The following is an 18,931-nucleotide window of genomic DNA, read 5'->3' as shown; positions in this document are numbered from 1 at the left end:
GGGGGAAGGAGGGGAGCAGCGCGCTGGCAGCGACTATACAGACGCGACGGCACCTGTGGTCGGACGTCCGGGGGGATCTCATCCAGGCCTTCCGTACCTCGGCGTAGCCAGTCGCCCACTTGGGACGCACGTTTCGACGCAAATCCGCCAGATAGCTGTGAACCGGGTGGAACCGATCGAGCGGCAGCCGCGTCCAACTACATGAAGAGGTCAGCTGGCACTTGCGACGTTGACCGTCAACCGAAACAGGAGGAGCCACCATGGCAGGGTCTCTCTCAGCGGATAATGAACTCATCGGGCAGAAGGCGAAAGAGTTTCAGGAGCAGCACAACAACTTGATGCTCGCCATCCGACAGCTGAAGACCGATGAGGACAACGTGACGAACGGCGCCAACTGGCAGGGCCAGGCGCGCGACGCGTTCAACGCCTTTATGGAGCGGTACTACTTCCAGGCGGACAAGCTCAACGACAAGCTGATGGAGACGTCGGAGAAGCTCATCAAGGCCGGTTCGACGTTCGAGGACCAGGACACCGACTTCGCCCAGCAGGTGCAGGCCCAGGTCTCCAGCCTGGAACTTCCTCCGGTCTAACCAGAATCACGTAGCAAAGGAGCCTGAACAATGGCAGCTGGAAAGCCCATATCCGCCAACTTCTCGGGCGTCGAGGACGGAGCTCGGGCAATCATCGCCCGAGCCGAAGGGATCAGGAACGAGCTGGAGGCCTTCCACAAGAAGGTCGAAGAGTTCGTGACGACCAACTGGAAGGGTGACGCGAACGAAGCGTTCGCCGAGCTGCAGCGGTCCTGGAACGGCCATGTCGAGCAGCTGAACCAAACCCTGCACGGTGCCGCGAAGCTGGTCAGCTCGGGAAACTCCGAGCTGCAGAGCACGGACACCGCCCTCGCCGGTCTGTTCTGAGCACCGCCTCCAACCGATTCGTGCCCCCGGTAGATCGTCGCCGGGGGTACGAATCTTTGTGTAGGTCATTTACTTCGAGCCCAATGCAGCTGGCCGGCAACCTCGGGTTCACTCGATCACACGAACAGAGCTACCGAATCTCTCGCAGGTATTCGACAAATCCAGCCAGCTCTCACCGACGTACTGACACCCCACACTGACCTGGATCCCGTACTCCAGGAAGACGTGCCAGCGAACCGTTGATCCGTCGCGGGGGCGCTCGGTGTACGCGAGTCCCGAGCGTCCGCCGAAGACCACCTCTCGCGTCACATCGCTCAGCGCACCGTTCGGGCGTTGCGCCATCTGGGCTTCGAGGTTGGCCACGACCTGTTCGTAGCCGGAGCCTCGGACCAGGGTTGTCTGCACGACGGTCATTCGATGCCGGGAGCCGTCCTCGGGGGCGAGATCGATGCGGGACTTGCCATCGCCAGGCGCGGAGACAATGCGCCATCCTGTCGGTAGCTGAAAGCTGATGCGACCGAACGTTTCCGGAGCGGATGCCGTCGACGCCGGCGGCAAAGTGCGCGCAGTCGGCTCCGACGCGGCGGAGGTCGTCGGTATTCCCGCCGTCGTGGCCGTGTCGTTCGAACGGCCCAGCAGGATGACACCGGCGACTACAGCGACAACGACTACAGCGACAACGGCCACCGCCGCGATGTAACTTGTGGTCCGGTGGTGGCTCGGCCGCTGCGCGGCAGCACGATCGCGCAGCGGCTGCATCCATTCGGTCGGCGTCAGGGTTGGTGCGGCATCTCGCGGGTAGGCCGGTTCCGGCCTACGACTACGGATCAAGTCGGGGCCGACCACACCGCGCACTTCGACGGCGGTGCCGGCGGTTTGTTGGACGGCTGTGCCGAGCAGTTCGAGCATCACAGGATCGGATACGCCGACGACCTGGGCGAGATCGACTGGCCGCTCACCGAGCAGGCGGTCGATCAGCGCGCACAAGTCGTCGAACGCGCGCGATTCCGCGGTGATCTCAGCAAGAGCGAGAGTTGGCTCGTGCTCGCAGGATTCGATGTGGATACCGTGGTGATCGCGGATCACCGCGGAAGCCGTCGTGGTCAGCGTGCCGAACTCCAGGACCACAGTGCGACTGCTGTGGCTGGTGCCTTCGTCGACCGCTACCGACCGCACCGCCATGTCCTCGAACGCGACATCGGCCGCGAATCCCCGCGCCGCCTGGTCGAGTACCGAGCGGCGCGGCGAACCCCAGTCGGTCGGGCAGACGAGAATGATCCGCTCGCAGGGCACTGCTACGCCGAGATTCTCGAGCACGGCGGCAAAGACAGCGCTCAACCCGTCGACCACCGATGGCGCACGCGGCGTCAGCGCGATCGCGTCAGCCGGGATGAATTGAACAGCCGAACTCACCAGAGTGGGCGGTGTCAGTGGTTGACCGACCATCAGGTCGAACCCGTTGCTGCTCAGGCCGATCGAGGGCAGCACGTCACAGTGTGTGGTCGCGCCACGTGCCCAGACACGCGTCTCCGTGACCACCAGCTCAACGGTGGACATCAGGGCAACGGCATCCAGGCCGACTGCACCAATCCCTCACCGTTGCGCGTGATGAGGGTGCCGCGCCCCGGCGGCATGAGGCTCGGTCGCGTACTGCCCATGAGCACACCCTCGTCGCGGCTACAGCTCATGATCAGACCTGCCGAGCCGAGATCCTTCATCCTGGCCAACGTAGCCTCGTACATCGCCCTACTCGCTCCACCCGAGCGGCGGGCGATAACCAGGTGGAATCCGAGGTCACGGGCGTGCGGCAAGTGTTCCACCAGCGCCTGTACCGGGTTACCCGCCGAGGTGGACACCAGGTCGTAGTCGTCGACGATGACGTACAGTTCCGGGCCGGTCCACCAGGACCGTTCCCGCAGCTGCTGGGGCGTGACGTCCGGGCCTGGGGTGCGCTTGCTGACGTAGGCAGCCAGATCGTTCATGTTCTGGGTGAACTGCGGCGCCGTCGAGCCGTAGCCCGCGAGGTAGCCCTCGGGGACCAGTCCGAGCATGGAGCGCCGGTAGTCGCCGAGTATGAAGCGCGCCTGGTCCGGGGTGTTCGACGCGGCGATGCCCTCGATCAGCGAACGCAGCAGCGTCGTCTTACCCGATTCGGTGTCGCCGATGATGATGAAGTGTGGGCTCTCGGCGAAATCGATGTAGACCGGAGCCAGCTCGGACTCGTTGATACCGAACGGGATTCGCATGCACTTGGCGTTCGGGTCGACCTGCGACGGCCACTCCCCCGCCAGGTACAGCAGCTGCTCCCGCGGGAGCTGCTCGGGCAGCATGCGGACCTGCGGTGCCGGACGGCCCGGCGTCAGCCTGGCGATGGTGGCGACCGCGTCGCTGACCGCTTGGCCCAGATTGTCGGGGTTCGCGCTGCCGTCGATGCGCGGCAGGCTGGTCAGCATGTGCAGACACTCCGGTGTCATACCGCGGCCTGGTCGGCCCTGGGGGACCAGCGAGGCGAACTTGCGGCCCAAATCGGAATCCATCGGATCACCCAGGCGCAGTTCTATTCTGGTGCCGATCTGATCCTTGAGCGCCGGGCGTGCCTCGGCCCACCTGGCGAGGGCGATGACCACGTGCACGCCGTAGGACAGACCCTGCACCGCGAGGTTCATGATGGTCTGCTCGAGCATCTCGAAGTCCTGGCGGATCGAACCGAAGCCGTCGATCACCAGGAATACGTCGCCGAAAGGATCTTCGTGCGCGCCGGCCGCGGCTGGGCTGCTGGCCGGATCCATCGAACGCAGACGGCGGAACTCCGTCATCGACTCGATACCGAGATGGCGGAAGCGAGCCTCGCGCTGACGGACGATAGTCGTCATTTCGGCGATGGTGCGCCGGACCTGATCCTCGTCCAACCGGCTCGCGACCGAGCCGACGTGCGGCAACCCGAGCAGGCTGGCGAGCGTGCCGCCACCGAAGTCGAGACAGTAGAACTGCACCTGTTCGGCGGTATGCGTCAACGACATCGCCATGACCAGGGCGCGCAGCGCCGTCGACTTGCCGGACTGCGGACCGCCGACGACGGCGACGTTGCCGCGGGCACCGGACAGGTCGACGATCATCGGGTCGCGGCGCTGGTCGTAGGGGCGGTCGACGATGCCGATCGGGGCACGCAGCGTGGCCACCGCGGAGTATTCGCCGGTGAGGATGGAGCGCGGGATGAGCTGGTCGAGCGTGGGGGCCTCGTCCAGCGGCGGCAGCCAGATCTCGTGGGCCGGGCGGCCGTGCCCGCGGATCCGGGAGACCAGCATGTTCACGTTGGACAGCTGCTCGCCGTCCTCGTCATGCTGGGGTTCCAGACTCGGCTCGGGTGGCAGCGGAACGCGGTCCGCGGCGCGGAAGCCGACGTGTGTCGCGGTGAACGGCCGTGCCTTGATGTCGATTTCGCCGGACTGGGTGGCGATGGTGATGTCGCGCTGCGAGCCGCCGCCGACGTACGGGCCGGAGACATAGGAGGCCTGGAAGCGCTGGATCTCGCCCGAGTCCGCCTTCAGGTAGCCGCCGCCGGGGTGGTTCGGCAGGTTGTAGGCATCGGGCACGCCGAGCACCTGACGGGATTCGTTGGCGGAGAACGTCTTCAGCCCGATCCGATAGGACAGGTGGCTCTCCAGGCCCTTGAGTTTGCCTTCTTCCAGGCGCTGCGAGGCGAGCAGCAGATGCACGTGCAGTGAGCGGCCGAGGCGGCCGATCATGACGAACAGCTCCGCGAAATCCGGGTGTTGGGTGAGCAGTTCGGAGAACTCGTCGAGCACGACGAACAGGGCGGGCAGCGGGTCGAGGTCGGCGCCCGCGGCGCGTGCCTTCTCGTACTCGGAGACGTTGGCGAAGTTGCCTGCGGCGCGCAGCACCTCCTGGCGGCGGTTCATCTCGCCGGCCAGGGCATCCTTCATGCGGTCGACGAGGTCTGCTTCCTCCTCCAAGTTGGTGATGACGGCGGCGACATGCGGCACGCCGTCGAGACCGAGGAAGGTCGCGCCGCCTTTGAAGTCGACGAGCACCAGGTTCAGCTGGTCCGGCGAGTGGGTGGCGAGCAGGCTCAGCACAAGGGTGCGCAGGAACTCCGACTTACCGGAACCGGTGGCTCCGATGCACAATCCGTGCGGGCCCATGCCGTTCTCGGCGGCCTCTTTGATGTCCAATTCCACCGGAAGGCCGTCGGCGCCGACACCGAATGGAACACGTAGGCGTTCCCGGCCATAGCGCGGACGCCAAGCGTGCGCGGGGTTGAACGCGCCGATGTCGCCGAGGCCAATCAGCTGGCTCCAGGTCGAGATCACCTCGGAGTCATCGGATTCCACGTCACTGCTGCGCTGGGTCGCCGCGCGATAGGGCGCGAGTCTGCGCGCCACCTGCTGGGCCTGCTGCGGGCTGATCCGGTCGATGAGCGCGAAGCGTTCCTGATTGCCGGTCGCGCCGCGGCCGACGCACTCACCGTTCTCCACGATCATCTTGATGCCGCGGGACACCGCGAGACGCGGCGCGTAGCCACAGAGGTCGATGATCGTGACGCCCTCGTAGCCGGATTCGCGCAACTGATCGTCCTCGGCCTCGAGCAGACCCCCGTCGACGACGATGACGATGTGCACCATGTTCGCGTTGGCGGGCTGGTTTCTGGAGTACCGAACCCGATTGCCGAGCAATGGATGTAGGCCGGCCATGGCTTCCCGGATCGAGCCGTAGAACATGCGCTGGGTGCCGATGCCGTCCTGCGCGTCGGGATGTTGGGTGTGCGGGAGCCATTTGGTCCACTCCCATTCCCGGGCCGTATCCGCTCCGCAGACGACGGCGACGAGCACTTGGTCCGGCGCCTGGAACATGCACAGCTGCACCAACATCGCTCGGGTCATGTCCCGCGCCTCGCCGCGGTCGCCGTCCAGCGCGATCGTGGCGAAGCCCTTGACCGCGATCGCGGTCGGCAGGTCGGGCACTGTCGAGTGGGCACGCACGAAGCGGCGCAGCGAGACCGCGGCGATCGGCTCGAGCTCTTCGACCGGGCCGGTCTCCGGCGCGACCAGCCGGGTGGCCAAGCGCTGACCGCCGATACCGATGCGGGCGTGGCAGAAATCCTTGTCGCCCGCACGGCGCTCCCACATACGACTGGTGCCCGCGAGCATCCAGATCAATCCCGGTTCGGAATGGCTCCATTCGACCGACGCGCGCTGCTGCCGCGCAGTCTCGTCGACATCCCTGCGGACCTGGTCGAGATAGCGAAGGTAGTCCTTGCGGTCCTCGTTGGCCTCCGCGGCCTTCTGTCCCTTACCCCCGCCCTGGCCCGCGAACATGCTGACCATGGAGAACAGCATCATGACCGGGAACATCATGCTCATCGGATTCGACGCGATGCCGCTGCCCTGGGTGAACATCAGGGCCATCATGCCGACCATACCGATCACCATCACGACCGGCATCAGCTTCATCAGCAGGTTTCCCGGTGTCACCCGGGGGATTTCGGGCGGCGGCTGCAGCGTGACCTCGCCACCGGGCAAACGCGGCATCTCGCGGCGCGCACGGCGCTGGAAGCGGACAGTGCTCATCGACGAGAATCCCCCTTAGGCAAGCTGTGATTCGGGCTCAGTGTAGAGGTCACAGCCGACATGTCGTACAGTTCGACCAGCATTCTGCTGCCCGAACCGTGGGTTCGCAAGAGCGCCCATGACCAACGGGGTTTGCGGAATCACGAGGTAGAAGACCGAGTTGGGGGAAGCTTGACGCACGCGCGCCTTGACCACATCGACGAAGAATCCTCGCGCGGTATCGTCCGCGCGCCCGACCTCGCCAGGGTGACGATTCTGGCCAAGCACACCCAGGTCGACATGGCGATCCCGGTCGATGTGCCGGTCGCGCTGGTGATTCCGAGCGTCGTCGACATGGTCGCCCAGCACAGCAGGACGAACGACTTCGACAACGAGGGTGAGCGTTTCGAACCCGCCGAATGGGTGCTCGCCCGCATCGGCCATCCCCCGTTCTCCAACTCCCTCAGCCTGGGCGAGCACGGTGTCCGCGACGGCGAACTGCTGATGCTGGAGAGCGCCTCACACATGGCGCCGACACCGCTGTTCGACGACATCATGTACAACGTCGCGATCGCCGACACCGACCACTACCGCAGCTGGACTCCGAAGGTCGCGCGGATCACCGGCTCGGTGCTCGCGGCGGTCACCATGATCGTCGGCTGCCTCGGCCTGCTGCTGTCTCCCGACGCACTGCCGATCGCGGTGGGCGGCTCGGTCGCGCTGGTGGTCGCGATCCTGCTCGTGGTCGCGGCGATGGTGCTGAGCAGGTTGTACGGTGACACCGCCACCGCACTGGTACTCGGCGGCTGCGCGTTGCCCGCCGCCTTCACCGCGGGCATGCTCTACGTGCCCGACAACTACGGCTGGCCGCACATTCTGCTCGGTTCAGTGGTGCTCGGCGCGACCGCGATCCTGGCCTGGCGCGTCACCGGTGTCGGCCTCGCCCTGTTCATCGGCGCGGCCACCCTCGCGACCTACGCGGTACCCGCCGCGCTGGTCGGTCTGTTCACCGATCAGCCCGAGCGCGCGATCGGCGCCGGCGTAGCGGCACTCGGGCTCGGCGGGCTCTCGCTGGCGCCCCGGGTATCCATGCTGCTCGCGAAACTGCCGCTGCCGCCGGTTCCTTCGCCCGGCACTCCGATCGACCCGAGCGAGGACGATCCGGACGACCACCGGGCGCTGCCGACCATGGACGTACTGCGTGTGAAGTCGGAACGTGCCCGCATGTACCTCGCCGGCTTGGTCGCGGCGACCACGCTGGTCACCGCCATCGGCGCGCTCGCGGCCACCGACCCGAAGGCCGACGACCCGTACTGGCAGGGCGTGGCGCTCGCGGTGGTCTGCGCGGTGGTGCTGATGTTCCGCAGCCGCACATACGCGGGCGCCGAACAGGCCGTCGTGCTCATCTCGGGCGGGTCGGCGATCGTACTGATCATGTTGGTGGGAGCCGGTTTCGCGATCGGCCAGCCGCTTGCGGTGTTCGGCGCGGCGATGGTCGGGTTGATCGCGGCGCTGATCCTCGGCATCATCGTCCCGAACCAGTCGGCCACCCCGCCGATGCGCCGCGGCGTCGAAGTGCTCGAGTACGGATTCGTCGCCGCCGTACTGCCGCTGGCATTCTGGGTCGCCGACCTCTACTCGCTCGTCCGCTCGCTGTGAGCTCGCCTCGATGACTCCGAAGCAGTGGGGCGGCAGACGTTTCCATGTCGTACGGACCGGTACGGCCGCGTGCCTTCTCGCGCTCAGCGTGTCCGTCGGGTTCGGAGCAACTACCGGAAGCCCGCTCGCGCACGCGGAGAAGCCGACAGTGAGCCCGGACACACCGCCGCCACCTGGCAATCCAGCCGCACCGCCGGACAAGACCGAGCGGGCGGCGAACACCCCGTGCGTCGGTACCGGATCCGGCGGCGACGGGCCGACGACCCCGGCTGCGCAGCTCTCGCTCGGCCTCGAACACGCCTGGCAGTTCTCCCGGGGCGCAGGACAACTCGTGGCTGTCATCGACACCGGCGTCGTCCGTCATCCGCGGCTGCCAGGGCTGATCGCGGGCGGCGACTATGTGAGCAGCAGCGACGGAACCGAGGACTGTGATGGGCACGGCACCCTCGTCGCAGGGCTCATAGCGGCGACGAAGGTTGACGGTCAAGGCTTCTCGGGGGTCGCGCCCGAGGCGCGGATCCTTGCCATCCGGCAGAGTAGCGGCCTGTATCAGAAGGAGGGAGCGAATCGGGACAAGGGGCCGGACGCACTGCCCCAGGCGTACGGCACCACTCGCACCATGGCGTCGGCGATCCGTCGCGCGGCGGACATGGGAGCCACCGTCATCAATGTGTCCGAGGTCGCGTGCAGGCCGACTTCGGAGCCATTCGAAGATACCGACTTGGGCGCCGCTGTCCGGTATGCCGCGATCGAGAAGAACGTGGTCGTGGTGGTAGCGGCCGGCAACTCCGACGAGAACTGCAAGGGCACCAACGCGGTCATCGATCCTCTCGATCCAGCCGCGGACCCGTGGAGCAAGGTGAACCTGAATGTGTCGCCGGCCCGCTACGACGATTACGTGCTCTCCGTCGGTTCCATCGATCAGAACGGGCAGCCGTCGAAGTTCACTGTGCCCGGGCCGTGGCTCGGCGTGGCGGCGCCCGGTGAGAACATCACCTCTCTCGATCCACTGTTCAACGACCCGAACAGCAAAGGAACAGCGGTCCAAGTCAGCAGCATCCGTCAACAAGGCCAGCTCGGACCGATTCAAGGCACCAGCTTCGCCACGCCCCTGGTGTCGGGTGTCGCCGCACTCGTACGGGCCCGTTTCCCAGAATTGAGCGCGCTGGACGTCATCAAACGCATCGAGGCCACCGCGCACGCCCCCGCGGAAGGGTGGAACCCTTACATCGGCTACGGCGCCGTCGATCCGGTCGCGGCCCTGACCGCCGAGGTGACCGGGGAACTGTCCCCGAAAAGGTCCAGCGTCGCCAAGAGCCAGCAGCTAGCCGTACCCGCTGCGCCTCCGGCGCCGGACCATACGGCCCGCAACGTCGCGCTGATCGGCTCCGGCGTGATCGCGCTGTTGCTCATCCTCGGCTACCTCGCGTCGTTCCCACTCCGCCGCAGGTTCGGCGTCAGTCCCGACGACATGTGACGGATGTCCGCTCGGCGAGAGCACGAAGATTCGCCCGTAGCGCGCGTCGTGCAGGCTGATCTGATCTACCGAGGTGAGAGCATCTGTAACCGCGCTGGTCGAGCCTGCCTCCGGCCAGGACAACGGCGTCGAGATCACCGAGCTGACGGGCGGCGTGAGCGGCGTCTGTCAGTACACCCTCACCGACCGCACGATCGTCGGACCGAAGAAGCTACCAGGGTCTTGGACCACGCCCCAGTCCTCGTTCGTCCTCCGCACCTCGTCCTCGACGGACGCCCGGTAGTACGCCCTGCTTCGGTGCCTGGAAGCCGCCGATCTTCTGCTCGAGCAGTTCGGCCAGCCGCAGCGGGGTGCGGTCCTCGAACATCGGACCGATGAGCTGCACCCCCACCGGCAGCCCCTCGCGGGATCGGCCCGCGGGTATGGCGGTGGCGGGCAGACCGGGCATGGTGGCCACACCGGCCCAGACGAACTGGTCGAAGTACGGGTACTCGACGCCGTCGATGTCGATGTGCCGGTTCTCCAGACCTCCGTTGTGGTCGTGCGGGAAGGCGGGAGTGGGCGTGATGGGGCACACCACGGCATCGAACTCGGCGAAGAGCTGCCGCCAGCCGTGGCGGTGGAGTGCGCGACGGTTGTTCGCCTCGACCCAGTCGCGGTGGCTGAGCACCATGCCGCGCAGCCGCGCCGCATCGAGACTCCGGTCGTCCGCGCTCAGGGCGGCGGCGTGGGTCTGCAGCTGTTCGTACACGTCGACGGAAATACCTGCTGCGGCGTTCGACAGCATCAGCAGCATGTAGAGCGTCGCCGCTTCGGCCGGGTCGGGCAGCAGCGGACTGCGCCGTTCGACGCGGGCGCCCTCGTCGACGAGCGCCTCGGCGACCCGGTTCACGCCCGCCCGCACCGCCGATCCGGTCGGAATGAGCGGATGGTCCTCGATGATCAGGACACGGAAGTCGGCCAGCCGCTCGTGGCGCGCGGGCGGCAGTGCGACGTCGTAGGCGACGCCGTGGGTCAGCGGGTCCGGTCCGGCCATCACGTCGAGTAGCAGCGCGAGGTCGCGGGCGGTGCGCGCCATCGGGCCGACGACGGCGAGGTCGAGGTCGAGGTCGATCGGCAAGGCCGGCGCGGGCGGCGCAACCATGCCGCGGGCCGCCACCAGCCCGAGTGTCGGCTTGTGCGCGTAGACACCGCAGAAATGCGCGGGGGTGCGCAGCGAACCGGCGAGGTCGGAGCCGATGGACAGCGCACCGAATCCGGACGCCAAGGCCGCCGCCGAACCGCCGGACGACCCACCCGACGTGCGACCGTGATCCCACGGATTGTTGGTGGTGCCGTAGATCTCGTTGAAGCTCTGGATATCTCGCAGCATCAACGGCACATTGGTTTTACCGAGCAGCACCGCACCGGCGGCCTTCAACCGCGACACCTGTACCGCGTCCTCGGCAGGCACATAGTTCCTCTGCGCAGGCATGCCCCAGGTCGTGGGCAGCCCGGCGATGTCGTAGGACTCCTTGACCGTCACCGGAATACCGAGCAGCGGCCGATCCTCGCCACGGGCACGCGCCGCGTCGGCATCGCGCGCGGCGGCCCGCGCGCGGTCGAAGTCCGGCACACAGATCGCGTTGATCACCTTGTCTTCCCGCTCGATCCGGGCGATCGCCTCGTCGGTCAGTTCCACCGAGGTCACCGCACCAGCACGCAAGGCAGCCGCGAGCTCTTCGGCCGACTGAAAATTCCACTCCATGAATCCGACGCTATTGGCCTGCCGCAGAGGACATAAAATGCCGCTTCGCACAACGGGACAGATGTCTCAAAGCTCATCATGTTCCTCTCCGGCCACGGCTATTCGCCCGACCGCCGGCCATGGCGCCGCGCGGCGGGATCGGTGTCGGCCTGAAGGTTCAGGAGACCTTCATCGGACATGCTCTTCGCAAGGCTGCGAATCGACATATGCCCGGACAGCTTCCTCAGCACCGGTGTGGACGCGCCCTTCTCCGCAGCGTGGGTCAACCTGACGCTGTTCGATATCACGGCCTGAGCCGACGGCACGGAATCGCGGTCACCAGAAAGCGAATTGCGTTCCCGCCTCGCGCTTCTGTGCTCAGCCGGGGCCTGGCCCGGTATGGCGTCCAAGTCGATAGGCTCGGCGGGCCGCAGGGCGATTCCAGCGGCCTCGGCCTCGCCGTGCTGCCGGGCCTCCTCTGCCTCTTCCACCTTTTCGTTGGCCCAATACCGCCGGTCACACGCGGCTTCATACAAGGTTCTGATGCCCTGCGCGGAGCAACCCGGCCCAAGAAATCACACCGTGCCCGTTGCCCATCCCCGGCAAGCCCCGTGCGCGGCGCTGTCAGCGGCCCCACCAGGTACAGAACATGCCCTTGACGCGCCGAGGACATCTTCCGAATGTCAGGTGTAGCAGTAGTCGGGGTCGTTGTCTTCGCGGTATGTGCGGACTGTGGTGTCGATCAGGCGCCGCAGGCAGGTGTTCAGTGCGGTGGTGTCGGCGGGTTCGGCGCGGATCTCGTGGGCGTTGTGGCGCACCAGGTATCGGCCGTCGGGGAAATCCATGACGTGCAGGTCGCGGGCGGCGGAGGGGCGGTTGTCCCAGGCCGGGCCGGGGTGGACGGCGATGTGGACGATGGTGCTGCGGGGGCGTTCGAAGAATCGTCGCGCCTGTTCGCGGGGTGACTGGGGGGCGTCGTCGTGGAATGCAGTGAACGGGCGGTCCTCGTCGTCGACGTCGTGCCGGGACAGCTGCAGGGCGGCGCCGGTGCCGCGTGCAGTGTCCGGGAGCGCGCCGAGCACATGGCGGGCCACGGCATCGGCGTCGATGAGCAACATGCGCACGCGTCCACCGGAATTCGAACTGGCGGACGGCTCCTGGGTCAGCAGCACGGCATGCCGGTGGTGCACGGCGGCGTGCACACGAATTCGGTGCTGCGGGTCGCCGCCGTTCAAGAGGTCCGCCGGTCTGGTTGCCGCGCCGGCAAATCCGGTAGCTTCGATGCGCGCCTCCGGTTCATCGAGCAGCCGCAGGGCGGTGTAGATGTCCTCGTTCATCCGCTGCGCGAGGTCGGCCGCCTCCGTTTTCCACTCCTGCACGTAGGCATCGACGGTGTCGTGACCGGACCGGTACTGCAACGGATACGGCAGCACATCCCGGTCGATACCACGCCACAGCACCGCATAACCCAGTGCGCTGAACGTCCACTGCCGCATACTCATCCGCCCAGCACCGGAGGCACCGTCTTGGGCCGGTGGGCTTCGTCCTGACCGGTCAACTCGTCACCATTTGTCTGCGACACCAGGGCTTCGCTGATCTTCGACTTGTGTTCCTTCTCGTCGTCGGGTTTACCGCGGGCACCTGGCGGCATCATGCCGGGCGATCCGCCCATTCCCGGCGCGCCTGGCCGTGCCGTACTCGGCCGACCCCCGCCCGGCGCGACCGGTTTGCCTGGCACACCTGGCATCGACTTTCCGGGACCACCAGGCGGAGCACCGGAAGGCGCACCTGGACCGCTGGGTCCGCCAGGGATAGAGCTGGAAGGACTACCCGGCTGGGTGCTCGACGGCGTCGTCGCGGCGGGATCGGCGTTCGCAGGGATGGTCGGGTTCACCTTCGACGGATCGAAAGCTGTTGTGGCCGAGGGATCCACACCCGCCAGGGTCGTGTCGGCGGGATTCTCGCTCGTCGACTGCTCCAATGGGTTCGACGGCAGATCGGAGGTCAGGCTATCCGGGGGCTGACCGTTCGGCCCGCCCTGCTGGTCAGAAGTGCCGTGCGGTGTCCATGGCGCATTCGTACCTGGATCACTCACCGGATTGTGCGGGCGCGGTACCAGCGGTACCTGGGTATCGCTCTCCCGCACGGCCGGGTAGAAGACGTTGTTGATCACGTGGGCATTCGCGGCCGTGGTGACGTCGCGGCGGTGATCGTTCATCTTCCAGGTCGGACCGGGCACCCAGCTGGCGACATCGCTCGTCCAGGTCGGCTTGTAGCCCGGTTGCACCGCCGGTTTGGTGATCTCCACCGCCGACCGCACCAGCTTCACCTTCTCCGCCACGATCTGCGCGGAAGCGACCAGCTGCTGGGATTCGTCGACGTACTTGCGGATCCCCTCGGCCGCCTTGGTCCCGGCGCCGCCCTGCCACTTCTCGGCGATCGCCTGGAGAATCGCCGGACCGAACTCCTTCTGGCTGTCCTGCAGCTTGTTCCGCAGGCCCTCCCACATCTGGTGCACGCCCGTGACCGCGGATTGATTCATCTTCTGCACACGCTCGTAGATGTCATCCAGACTCTCAGGATTCTTATACGAATCCGCCGGAACCTTCGAGGACTGGAACTGAATCCCGAAACCGCCATTGAGAATTTCGCTGATCCGATTCCGCGCGATCACCGCATCAGAGCTCTGATCGCCATTGGCGTTCGCATACGAATCCGGCGGACCACTCTTCGACTGCTCCCGCAATGCGATGATCACCGCCGCCAGCATCGGAATACTCACAACCGCTCCCCTGATCAGCCGACCTGGATATTCGCAATAGTCTGCGCGTTGACCCGCTCTTGCTCCACCAAGCGGTCAACCGAGACCTTGATCGTATCCCGGATGAGCTCCAGGACGGAAATGTGCTCGGCCAGAGCCGATTCAAAGTCGCCCTCACCGCCGATTGCCTTGCACCCCAACATCTTCGCGAGCTCGTCGGCGCAGGGGAAGTCGCCGAGACCGGTGACGTAGGACATATTATTGAGCAAGGTCCGGCAATCCTTGTACACCTGGATCCGATCCTCGCATGCCTTCAGGCAGTCACGAGAGACGGAATCGTCAAGAATCAAATGACCAGCCTTTGCCTGATCCGCAAGATACCGCCATACGGTGATATCTTCATTCCCGCTCATCGTTCCTACTCCTTATCAACGAGGAAGAAAAGTCATCAGAGCATTGGCGGCACTTGATGCCCGATCACACGGAGGAACCGTCGCTCGCGATGTGACGTTAAGTACCGAAACTTCGACCGTTCCCTGACTGGCCGGAAAGGCCAAATAGCACTTCTCGTTCTTCGAGTCGGATGCAATTCGGTGCCGCACGCCGTTTCGGCTACCGATTGATATATCAGCGAAGTCGACGTTCTCTTTCTTCTGTTTAAGGTCATCGACTGTGAAGGATGTCGACCAGACCGTCAGTGAGTAGTCCCAATCCGGGGTGTCATGCCATGTGCACACCTTCCAGCCCTCGACCTGTACGCCGCCGATGCCGGACTCCCGTGTGGACGGGTCCACTCCGAGAGTCCGAAGTGTGCCGTCACTGACTTGCGTGCACGGATCCCAGAGTGCCGCATTAGCGGTTTTCTGGTCGATGCTCGTGCTCGGTGTAGCCGTCTCGTCGGAAGACTGCGTGCACCCAGCAAGCGCCAGCACTCCCGCCAGAACCACGGCCGCCCCTGTCCGTCTTCCCACCAGTGCCTCCCATCCCGCCGTCACAAGTCCTCCGAAGTCTATGACGCGCCAGCTGCGGATACGGTTCCACTGGATACAGACAATCGGTGGTTGACCTTGCGCTGGTGCGGAACTGACCATCTATCCAGCCGAACCATGCACGGTGCTGGTTCCCGCTCCACTTCCACTTCGAAAACAAAGCGAGCCTGGGTCGATCGGAAAGATCAACCTTGCCCCGCAGCCGAGCCGCACAATGAGTCGAAGCGGAAGCGGAAGTGTTCAGCGTCATCACCGCCGCTCCGCGCGGATGCAATTCGTACGGGGCGGAGCTCGCGCACCAGCCGCAGTGAACTGACCGGACCCTCCAACAGCGAGAGTGCGGTGTGCCCGGTTGCGATCGCAGCCTCGAACTCTCCGAGACCGGCGAGCGATGCGGCGAAGTAGGCACGATAGGACGCCTCGTCACGCGGTAGATTGCCTGCGCGCCCGACACTTTCGCGGCAGAGCGCGACTGCTCTATGGTGCTGGCCGAGCAGCTTACGTCCCTTGGCTTCCCACACTCGAAGCTCGGCTTCGGTGATGCAGTCCAACCACGCCGGATCGTCTTGGCTGTCGAGTCCCCGATCTGCTTCGCGCCAGACCCGAGTCAACGTCTTCTCGAAGGTGCTGGCGTCCCCGACTGCGGCATACGCTCTCGCTTCCTCGACCGCCCTCCAGGCATTCAACCGAACTGAGGGAACGCCGCGCACCAGTTCGGACGAGCGCCGTGCCAGCCGTACAGGTTCTCGGCTTGCTGTCGGGGAATCAACGGCCATGTTCGTGAGATCGCCGAGTGCTGCGGCCAAGAGTTCGTTGTCGTCACACTGTTCGGCAAGCAACACAGATTCTGAGAGTTGGTGCCACGCCAGTGTTGTTCTGCCGCAATCGAAGGAGAGCCACGCAGCGGTATTGGACAACCATCCGGCCGCCCGGGCCAACTCGGCACCTGTCCGGACTCCGTACTCGCCGTGGTCGAGCAATCGCCGTGCCAGTCGATATTGCTGGATTGCGAAGTCGACGATCGCGCCGCTGCCGAATTGGTTGTCGTGCTCCCACAACTGCTGAGTCACCGTGCGCAGGTAGGCAATGTGGCCGGTCCCGACACGTGTCGGATCCGACCACGGCAGGTCGGCCGCCGCACCCGTCGCCGCCACCGCGACCGTTGCCGCCTGGACGAATTGTCTGCGATCCACGTCGTCGACTCCTTCACCCTCCCCACCGTCGATGGTCCCCGCGTCGGAGTCACCCAGCAAGAGGGGCATCAGTGCGGAGCGAGGAATCCCGAGCGCATCCGCAGCCCGGACCAATTCGCGCACATCGAAGATTGTGCCCACCTCACCCCGTTCCACCCGCCCGGCGTGAGTGCGGTCCCAGTGCAGCAGTTCCCCGAAATCGGCCTGGGACAACCCCATCTGCTTACGCACGAGCGCCAGCGCCGGGCCCGGCATCCCCGAGGCGAGCAACTGCCGGAATCGCGGCGAGTCCCACACGGCAGTGAAAACTGAATCGGTCACATCCGGCCCCCTGATCCGAAGCGATACGCAATGCCCGGAACTCTATTGCCGGCAACACAAATCGCGGCGGCAAACGGCAGATACCGCGCAATCGTGTCGGTCGGCCGATGCTGTCGCTTCACCGCTTGCGGCGGCCGACGCTATTGATCGTCCGGCGCCGGGCCGATGCCATCTCCCGGGCACATCGGCCGCAAAGGGTTGCTGGTCGGTGGCGTGAGCCCCCGGCGCCGGACGCCCAATTCTTCCGTCGACGCGAAAGGCACCGCATGACACAACCGCCGCATCCGCTCGCCCCACACCCTCGCGCCAAGGCGCTGGGCTATCTGCGCGACGACGTGAGCGGGCAGGGGTGGCAGCACGATGAGCAGGCGATCCTGTCACTGGCCACCCAGCTCGGCTACGACCTGGTGAAAACCGTGCGCATGAATCCCGACATCCACGACCCGCTGCACCGGCTGCTGATCATCGTCCGCCGCCTCGATATCGCCGCAGTGATCACACCCACCCTCGAACACATCGGCGCCCCTAGTCGCATCTGCCGAGCCTGTTCCCTGATCACCATCACCCCGGAATACAACTGGGCACTTGCCTACAAACCATTCGACGGAAGTGCGCAATCGTGACCAGCGTCCCGGCGTCGGGTACCGCAACCAACAGAACACGCGCATGGTGTAGCGGAATGCCCGCGGAAGCCCGTTCACATACCGTCCAACGGAGTGGGCGGGCAATAGTCGACTTGCCAGCTCAGCCGTTGGCCGATCGGCTACTTCGCCGTGGCGACCCGCTGCTTGGCGGGTGCGGGATCCGGGGCAATGCCGTCGTGGGCGACCATGGCGGCGTCGCGGCCCATGCTCGGTCCGCTCGCAAGCAATCCGACGATCGGCCATGGCGCCGGTTCAGGCTTGACACCGGATTCAGCATCCATGCCGAGTGCCTTCGTGGCCTCATTGTCCTTGATCCCGAAGCGAACACCGGTATCGGCGACATAGAACATGCCGTCCTTGCGTCGGCTGTCCGGTTCGATGCCGGTGGTCTGGACGAACGCGCCCGAACCAGGTGGGAAGTACACGGAGTCGACGTTGTCGCCTGTGCCGTCGGCCTGTGCGAGCGGAACCAGCTTGGCGCTGCTGGACATCGGCAGATCGCTGCCATCGATGACGGACAGTTCCGCTCGCAATGCGACGTCGGTGCTGCCGGAGACGCCCGGGATAGGCTTCCACGACAAGCAACTCACCGGTCGCGCTTTGGGCTGGACGATCGTAGGCGCGGTTTCGGGGTAGGTGGCGACGTTCAGCGCCCGCGACTCCGGCGCATAGGTCTTGTCGAAAGTCTGGATGGCGGTGCCGTGGTCCGGGTTGCGCTGTGAGGCACGGATCACCTCGGCGGTAAACGGACTGACGGGCTGCAGGCCGTCATTCAGGAGAACGTAATTCTGATCAGCCTTGCCGTCGAGTTGCACGACCGTACCGATCTTCAGTCCGTTGATCGAGTATCCGGACGGTTGCCCACCCGGATCAGTGATCGTGGGCGGCGCAATCTGATTCACCTCGGGGATAGCGTTCAGCAGGCCCTCGCTGATCGGCCGAGGGGTCATCCCCCGGATCTTCAGCGGGTCGGTGACAGTCGGGTCGTTCATGTTGACGCGAGCGCGCGTTTTGTTCCAGACCAAGTAGACCGCGTCCTTGCCCTTCACCAGCAGCGCCTTGTCCTTGCCCATCGGCGCGGCCTTGTCGCCCAGTTCCAGATCGCCGATCAGCACGGAGCTACTGCGGTCGTCGCTGCCGTCGGTCTTCAATGAGTCGCACACCGTCCAGACGCGCCCCTTGCCCTCCTTGTCGAAGTGCAACGAGCCGGGAGCGCCTGGGATGCCGATCAATTGACCGCGCGCTTTCTTCCCCAGCTCCGATTCCTTCACGATCGCGGGTTTGGCCGCGTCCCCCACGGCGAGGCGGGCCGAGGCGATGTTGAGCGCCGGATGCACCACGTCATCGATCACCACGTAGACGGCGCCGGACTCCTTGCCGATCAGGATCTTGTTGTCGCCGATCTTGTCCTGCGGACGCAGCAACGCCAGCACGCCGCAGCCCGCGAGTACCACACAGGCCAGGATCAGACCGACCGCGTACGCGCGCGACTGGGAACGCATGGGGTCGTGCAGCATTCGCACGTCCCGACGCACCAAGGCGTGCTCCATCCGCCGGACCAGAAAGCGGTATCCGCTCACCTGCCAGCGTGTGGTGGGTTTTGAAGGCATTATTCCTCCCCCGAACAGTGCTCGCGTTCGCCGAACACAGTACAGTTCCCGAGGACTCTTGTTCAGC

The 18,931-nt window shown here is 65.6% G+C and carries 14 protein-coding genes; 5 read left to right on the top strand and 9 right to left on the bottom strand.

Going from position 1 to position 18,931, the window contains the following annotated elements; all coding sequences use genetic code 11:
* The first annotated feature begins 260 nt into the window (after positions 1-260).
* Positions 261-590 carry a WXG100 family type VII secretion target gene (locus OH799_RS29045; protein ID WP_357266238.1) on the top strand — a complete coding sequence of 110 codons (330 nt, stop codon included), beginning with the start codon at positions 261-263 and terminating at the stop codon, positions 588-590.
* 30 nt (positions 591-620) lie between these two features.
* Positions 621-917: a WXG100 family type VII secretion target gene (locus OH799_RS29040; RefSeq protein ID WP_327112722.1), complete on the top strand. Its 297-nt coding sequence runs from the start codon at positions 621-623 to the stop codon at positions 915-917.
* Positions 918-1,025: 108 nt separating this feature from the next.
* On the opposite strand, the gene OH799_RS29035 is transcribed toward OH799_RS29040, so the two are convergent.
* Positions 1,026-2,474: a type VII secretion-associated protein gene (locus OH799_RS29035; protein ID WP_406270522.1), complete on the bottom strand. Its 1,449-nt coding sequence runs from the start codon at positions 2,472-2,474 to the stop codon at positions 1,026-1,028.
* Positions 2,474-6,505, bottom strand: a complete 4,032-nt coding sequence (eccCa, locus tag OH799_RS29030) for a type VII secretion protein EccCa (protein ID WP_406270519.1) — start codon at positions 6,503-6,505, stop codon at positions 2,474-2,476. Before eccCa ends, OH799_RS29035 begins: the two co-directional genes overlap by 1 nt.
* 60 nt (positions 6,506-6,565) lie before the next feature.
* Between eccCa and eccD the strand changes: the two genes are divergently transcribed.
* Together eccD and mycP are read left to right on the top strand one after the other, a co-directional pair.
* The gene (gene eccD, locus OH799_RS29025; RefSeq protein ID WP_406270516.1) at positions 6,566-8,143 is read left to right on the top strand and encodes a type VII secretion integral membrane protein EccD; all 1,578 of its coding nucleotides are present in this window, start codon (positions 6,566-6,568) and stop codon (positions 8,141-8,143) included.
* 10 nt (positions 8,144-8,153) lie between these two features.
* Entirely contained in the window at positions 8,154-9,620 is a 1,467-nt protein-coding gene (gene mycP, locus OH799_RS29020; protein ID WP_406270513.1) for a type VII secretion-associated serine protease mycosin, read from the top strand.
* 211 nt (positions 9,621-9,831) lie between these two features.
* Here the strand turns inward: mycP and OH799_RS29015 are convergent, their stop codons facing one another.
* From OH799_RS29015 to OH799_RS28990, 6 genes are all read right to left on the bottom strand, one after another.
* Positions 9,832-11,367, bottom strand: coding sequence for an amidase (locus OH799_RS29015; RefSeq protein WP_406270510.1), 1,536 nt, complete (start codon positions 11,365-11,367; stop codon positions 9,832-9,834).
* Positions 11,368-12,029: 662 nt separating this feature from the next.
* Positions 12,030-12,848, bottom strand: a complete 819-nt coding sequence (locus tag OH799_RS29010) for an ESX secretion-associated protein EspG (RefSeq protein WP_406270507.1) — start codon at positions 12,846-12,848, stop codon at positions 12,030-12,032.
* Positions 12,845-14,128 (bottom strand): hypothetical protein, encoded by a 1,284-nt coding sequence (locus OH799_RS29005; protein ID WP_406270504.1) that lies wholly within the window; start codon positions 14,126-14,128, stop codon positions 12,845-12,847. Before OH799_RS29005 ends, OH799_RS29010 begins: the two co-directional genes overlap by 4 nt.
* 14 nt (positions 14,129-14,142) lie before the next feature.
* Positions 14,143-14,520 (bottom strand): hypothetical protein, encoded by a 378-nt coding sequence (locus OH799_RS29000; protein ID WP_406270501.1) that lies wholly within the window; start codon positions 14,518-14,520, stop codon positions 14,143-14,145.
* Between the two features lie 15 nt (positions 14,521-14,535).
* On the bottom strand, positions 14,536-15,198 hold the full coding sequence (locus OH799_RS28995; RefSeq protein WP_406270499.1) for a DUF3558 domain-containing protein: 663 nt from the start codon (positions 15,196-15,198) through the stop codon (positions 14,536-14,538).
* 83 nt (positions 15,199-15,281) lie between these two features.
* Positions 15,282-16,610, bottom strand: a complete 1,329-nt coding sequence (locus OH799_RS28990) for a helix-turn-helix domain-containing protein (protein WP_406270496.1) — start codon at positions 16,608-16,610, stop codon at positions 15,282-15,284.
* Positions 16,611-16,876: 266 nt separating this feature from the next.
* Between OH799_RS28990 and OH799_RS28985 the strand changes: the two genes are divergently transcribed.
* The gene (locus OH799_RS28985) at positions 16,877-17,233 is read left to right on the top strand and encodes a hypothetical protein (RefSeq protein ID WP_406270493.1); all 357 of its coding nucleotides are present in this window, start codon (positions 16,877-16,879) and stop codon (positions 17,231-17,233) included.
* A gap of 140 nt (positions 17,234-17,373) precedes the next feature.
* Here OH799_RS28985 and eccB read toward each other — a convergent pair whose 3' ends face one another.
* On the bottom strand, positions 17,374-18,864 hold the full coding sequence (gene eccB / locus OH799_RS28980; protein WP_406270489.1) for a type VII secretion protein EccB: 1,491 nt from the start codon (positions 18,862-18,864) through the stop codon (positions 17,374-17,376).
* Positions 18,865-18,931: the final 67 nt, after the last annotated feature.

Origin of the sequence: Nocardia sp. NBC_00881, from assembly GCF_045207455.1 — a bacterium.
Lineage (GTDB): Bacteria > Actinomycetota > Actinomycetes > Mycobacteriales > Mycobacteriaceae > Nocardia.
The sequence above is the reverse complement of the archived record's forward strand: the minus strand, read 5'-3'. Positions and strand labels throughout refer to the sequence as shown.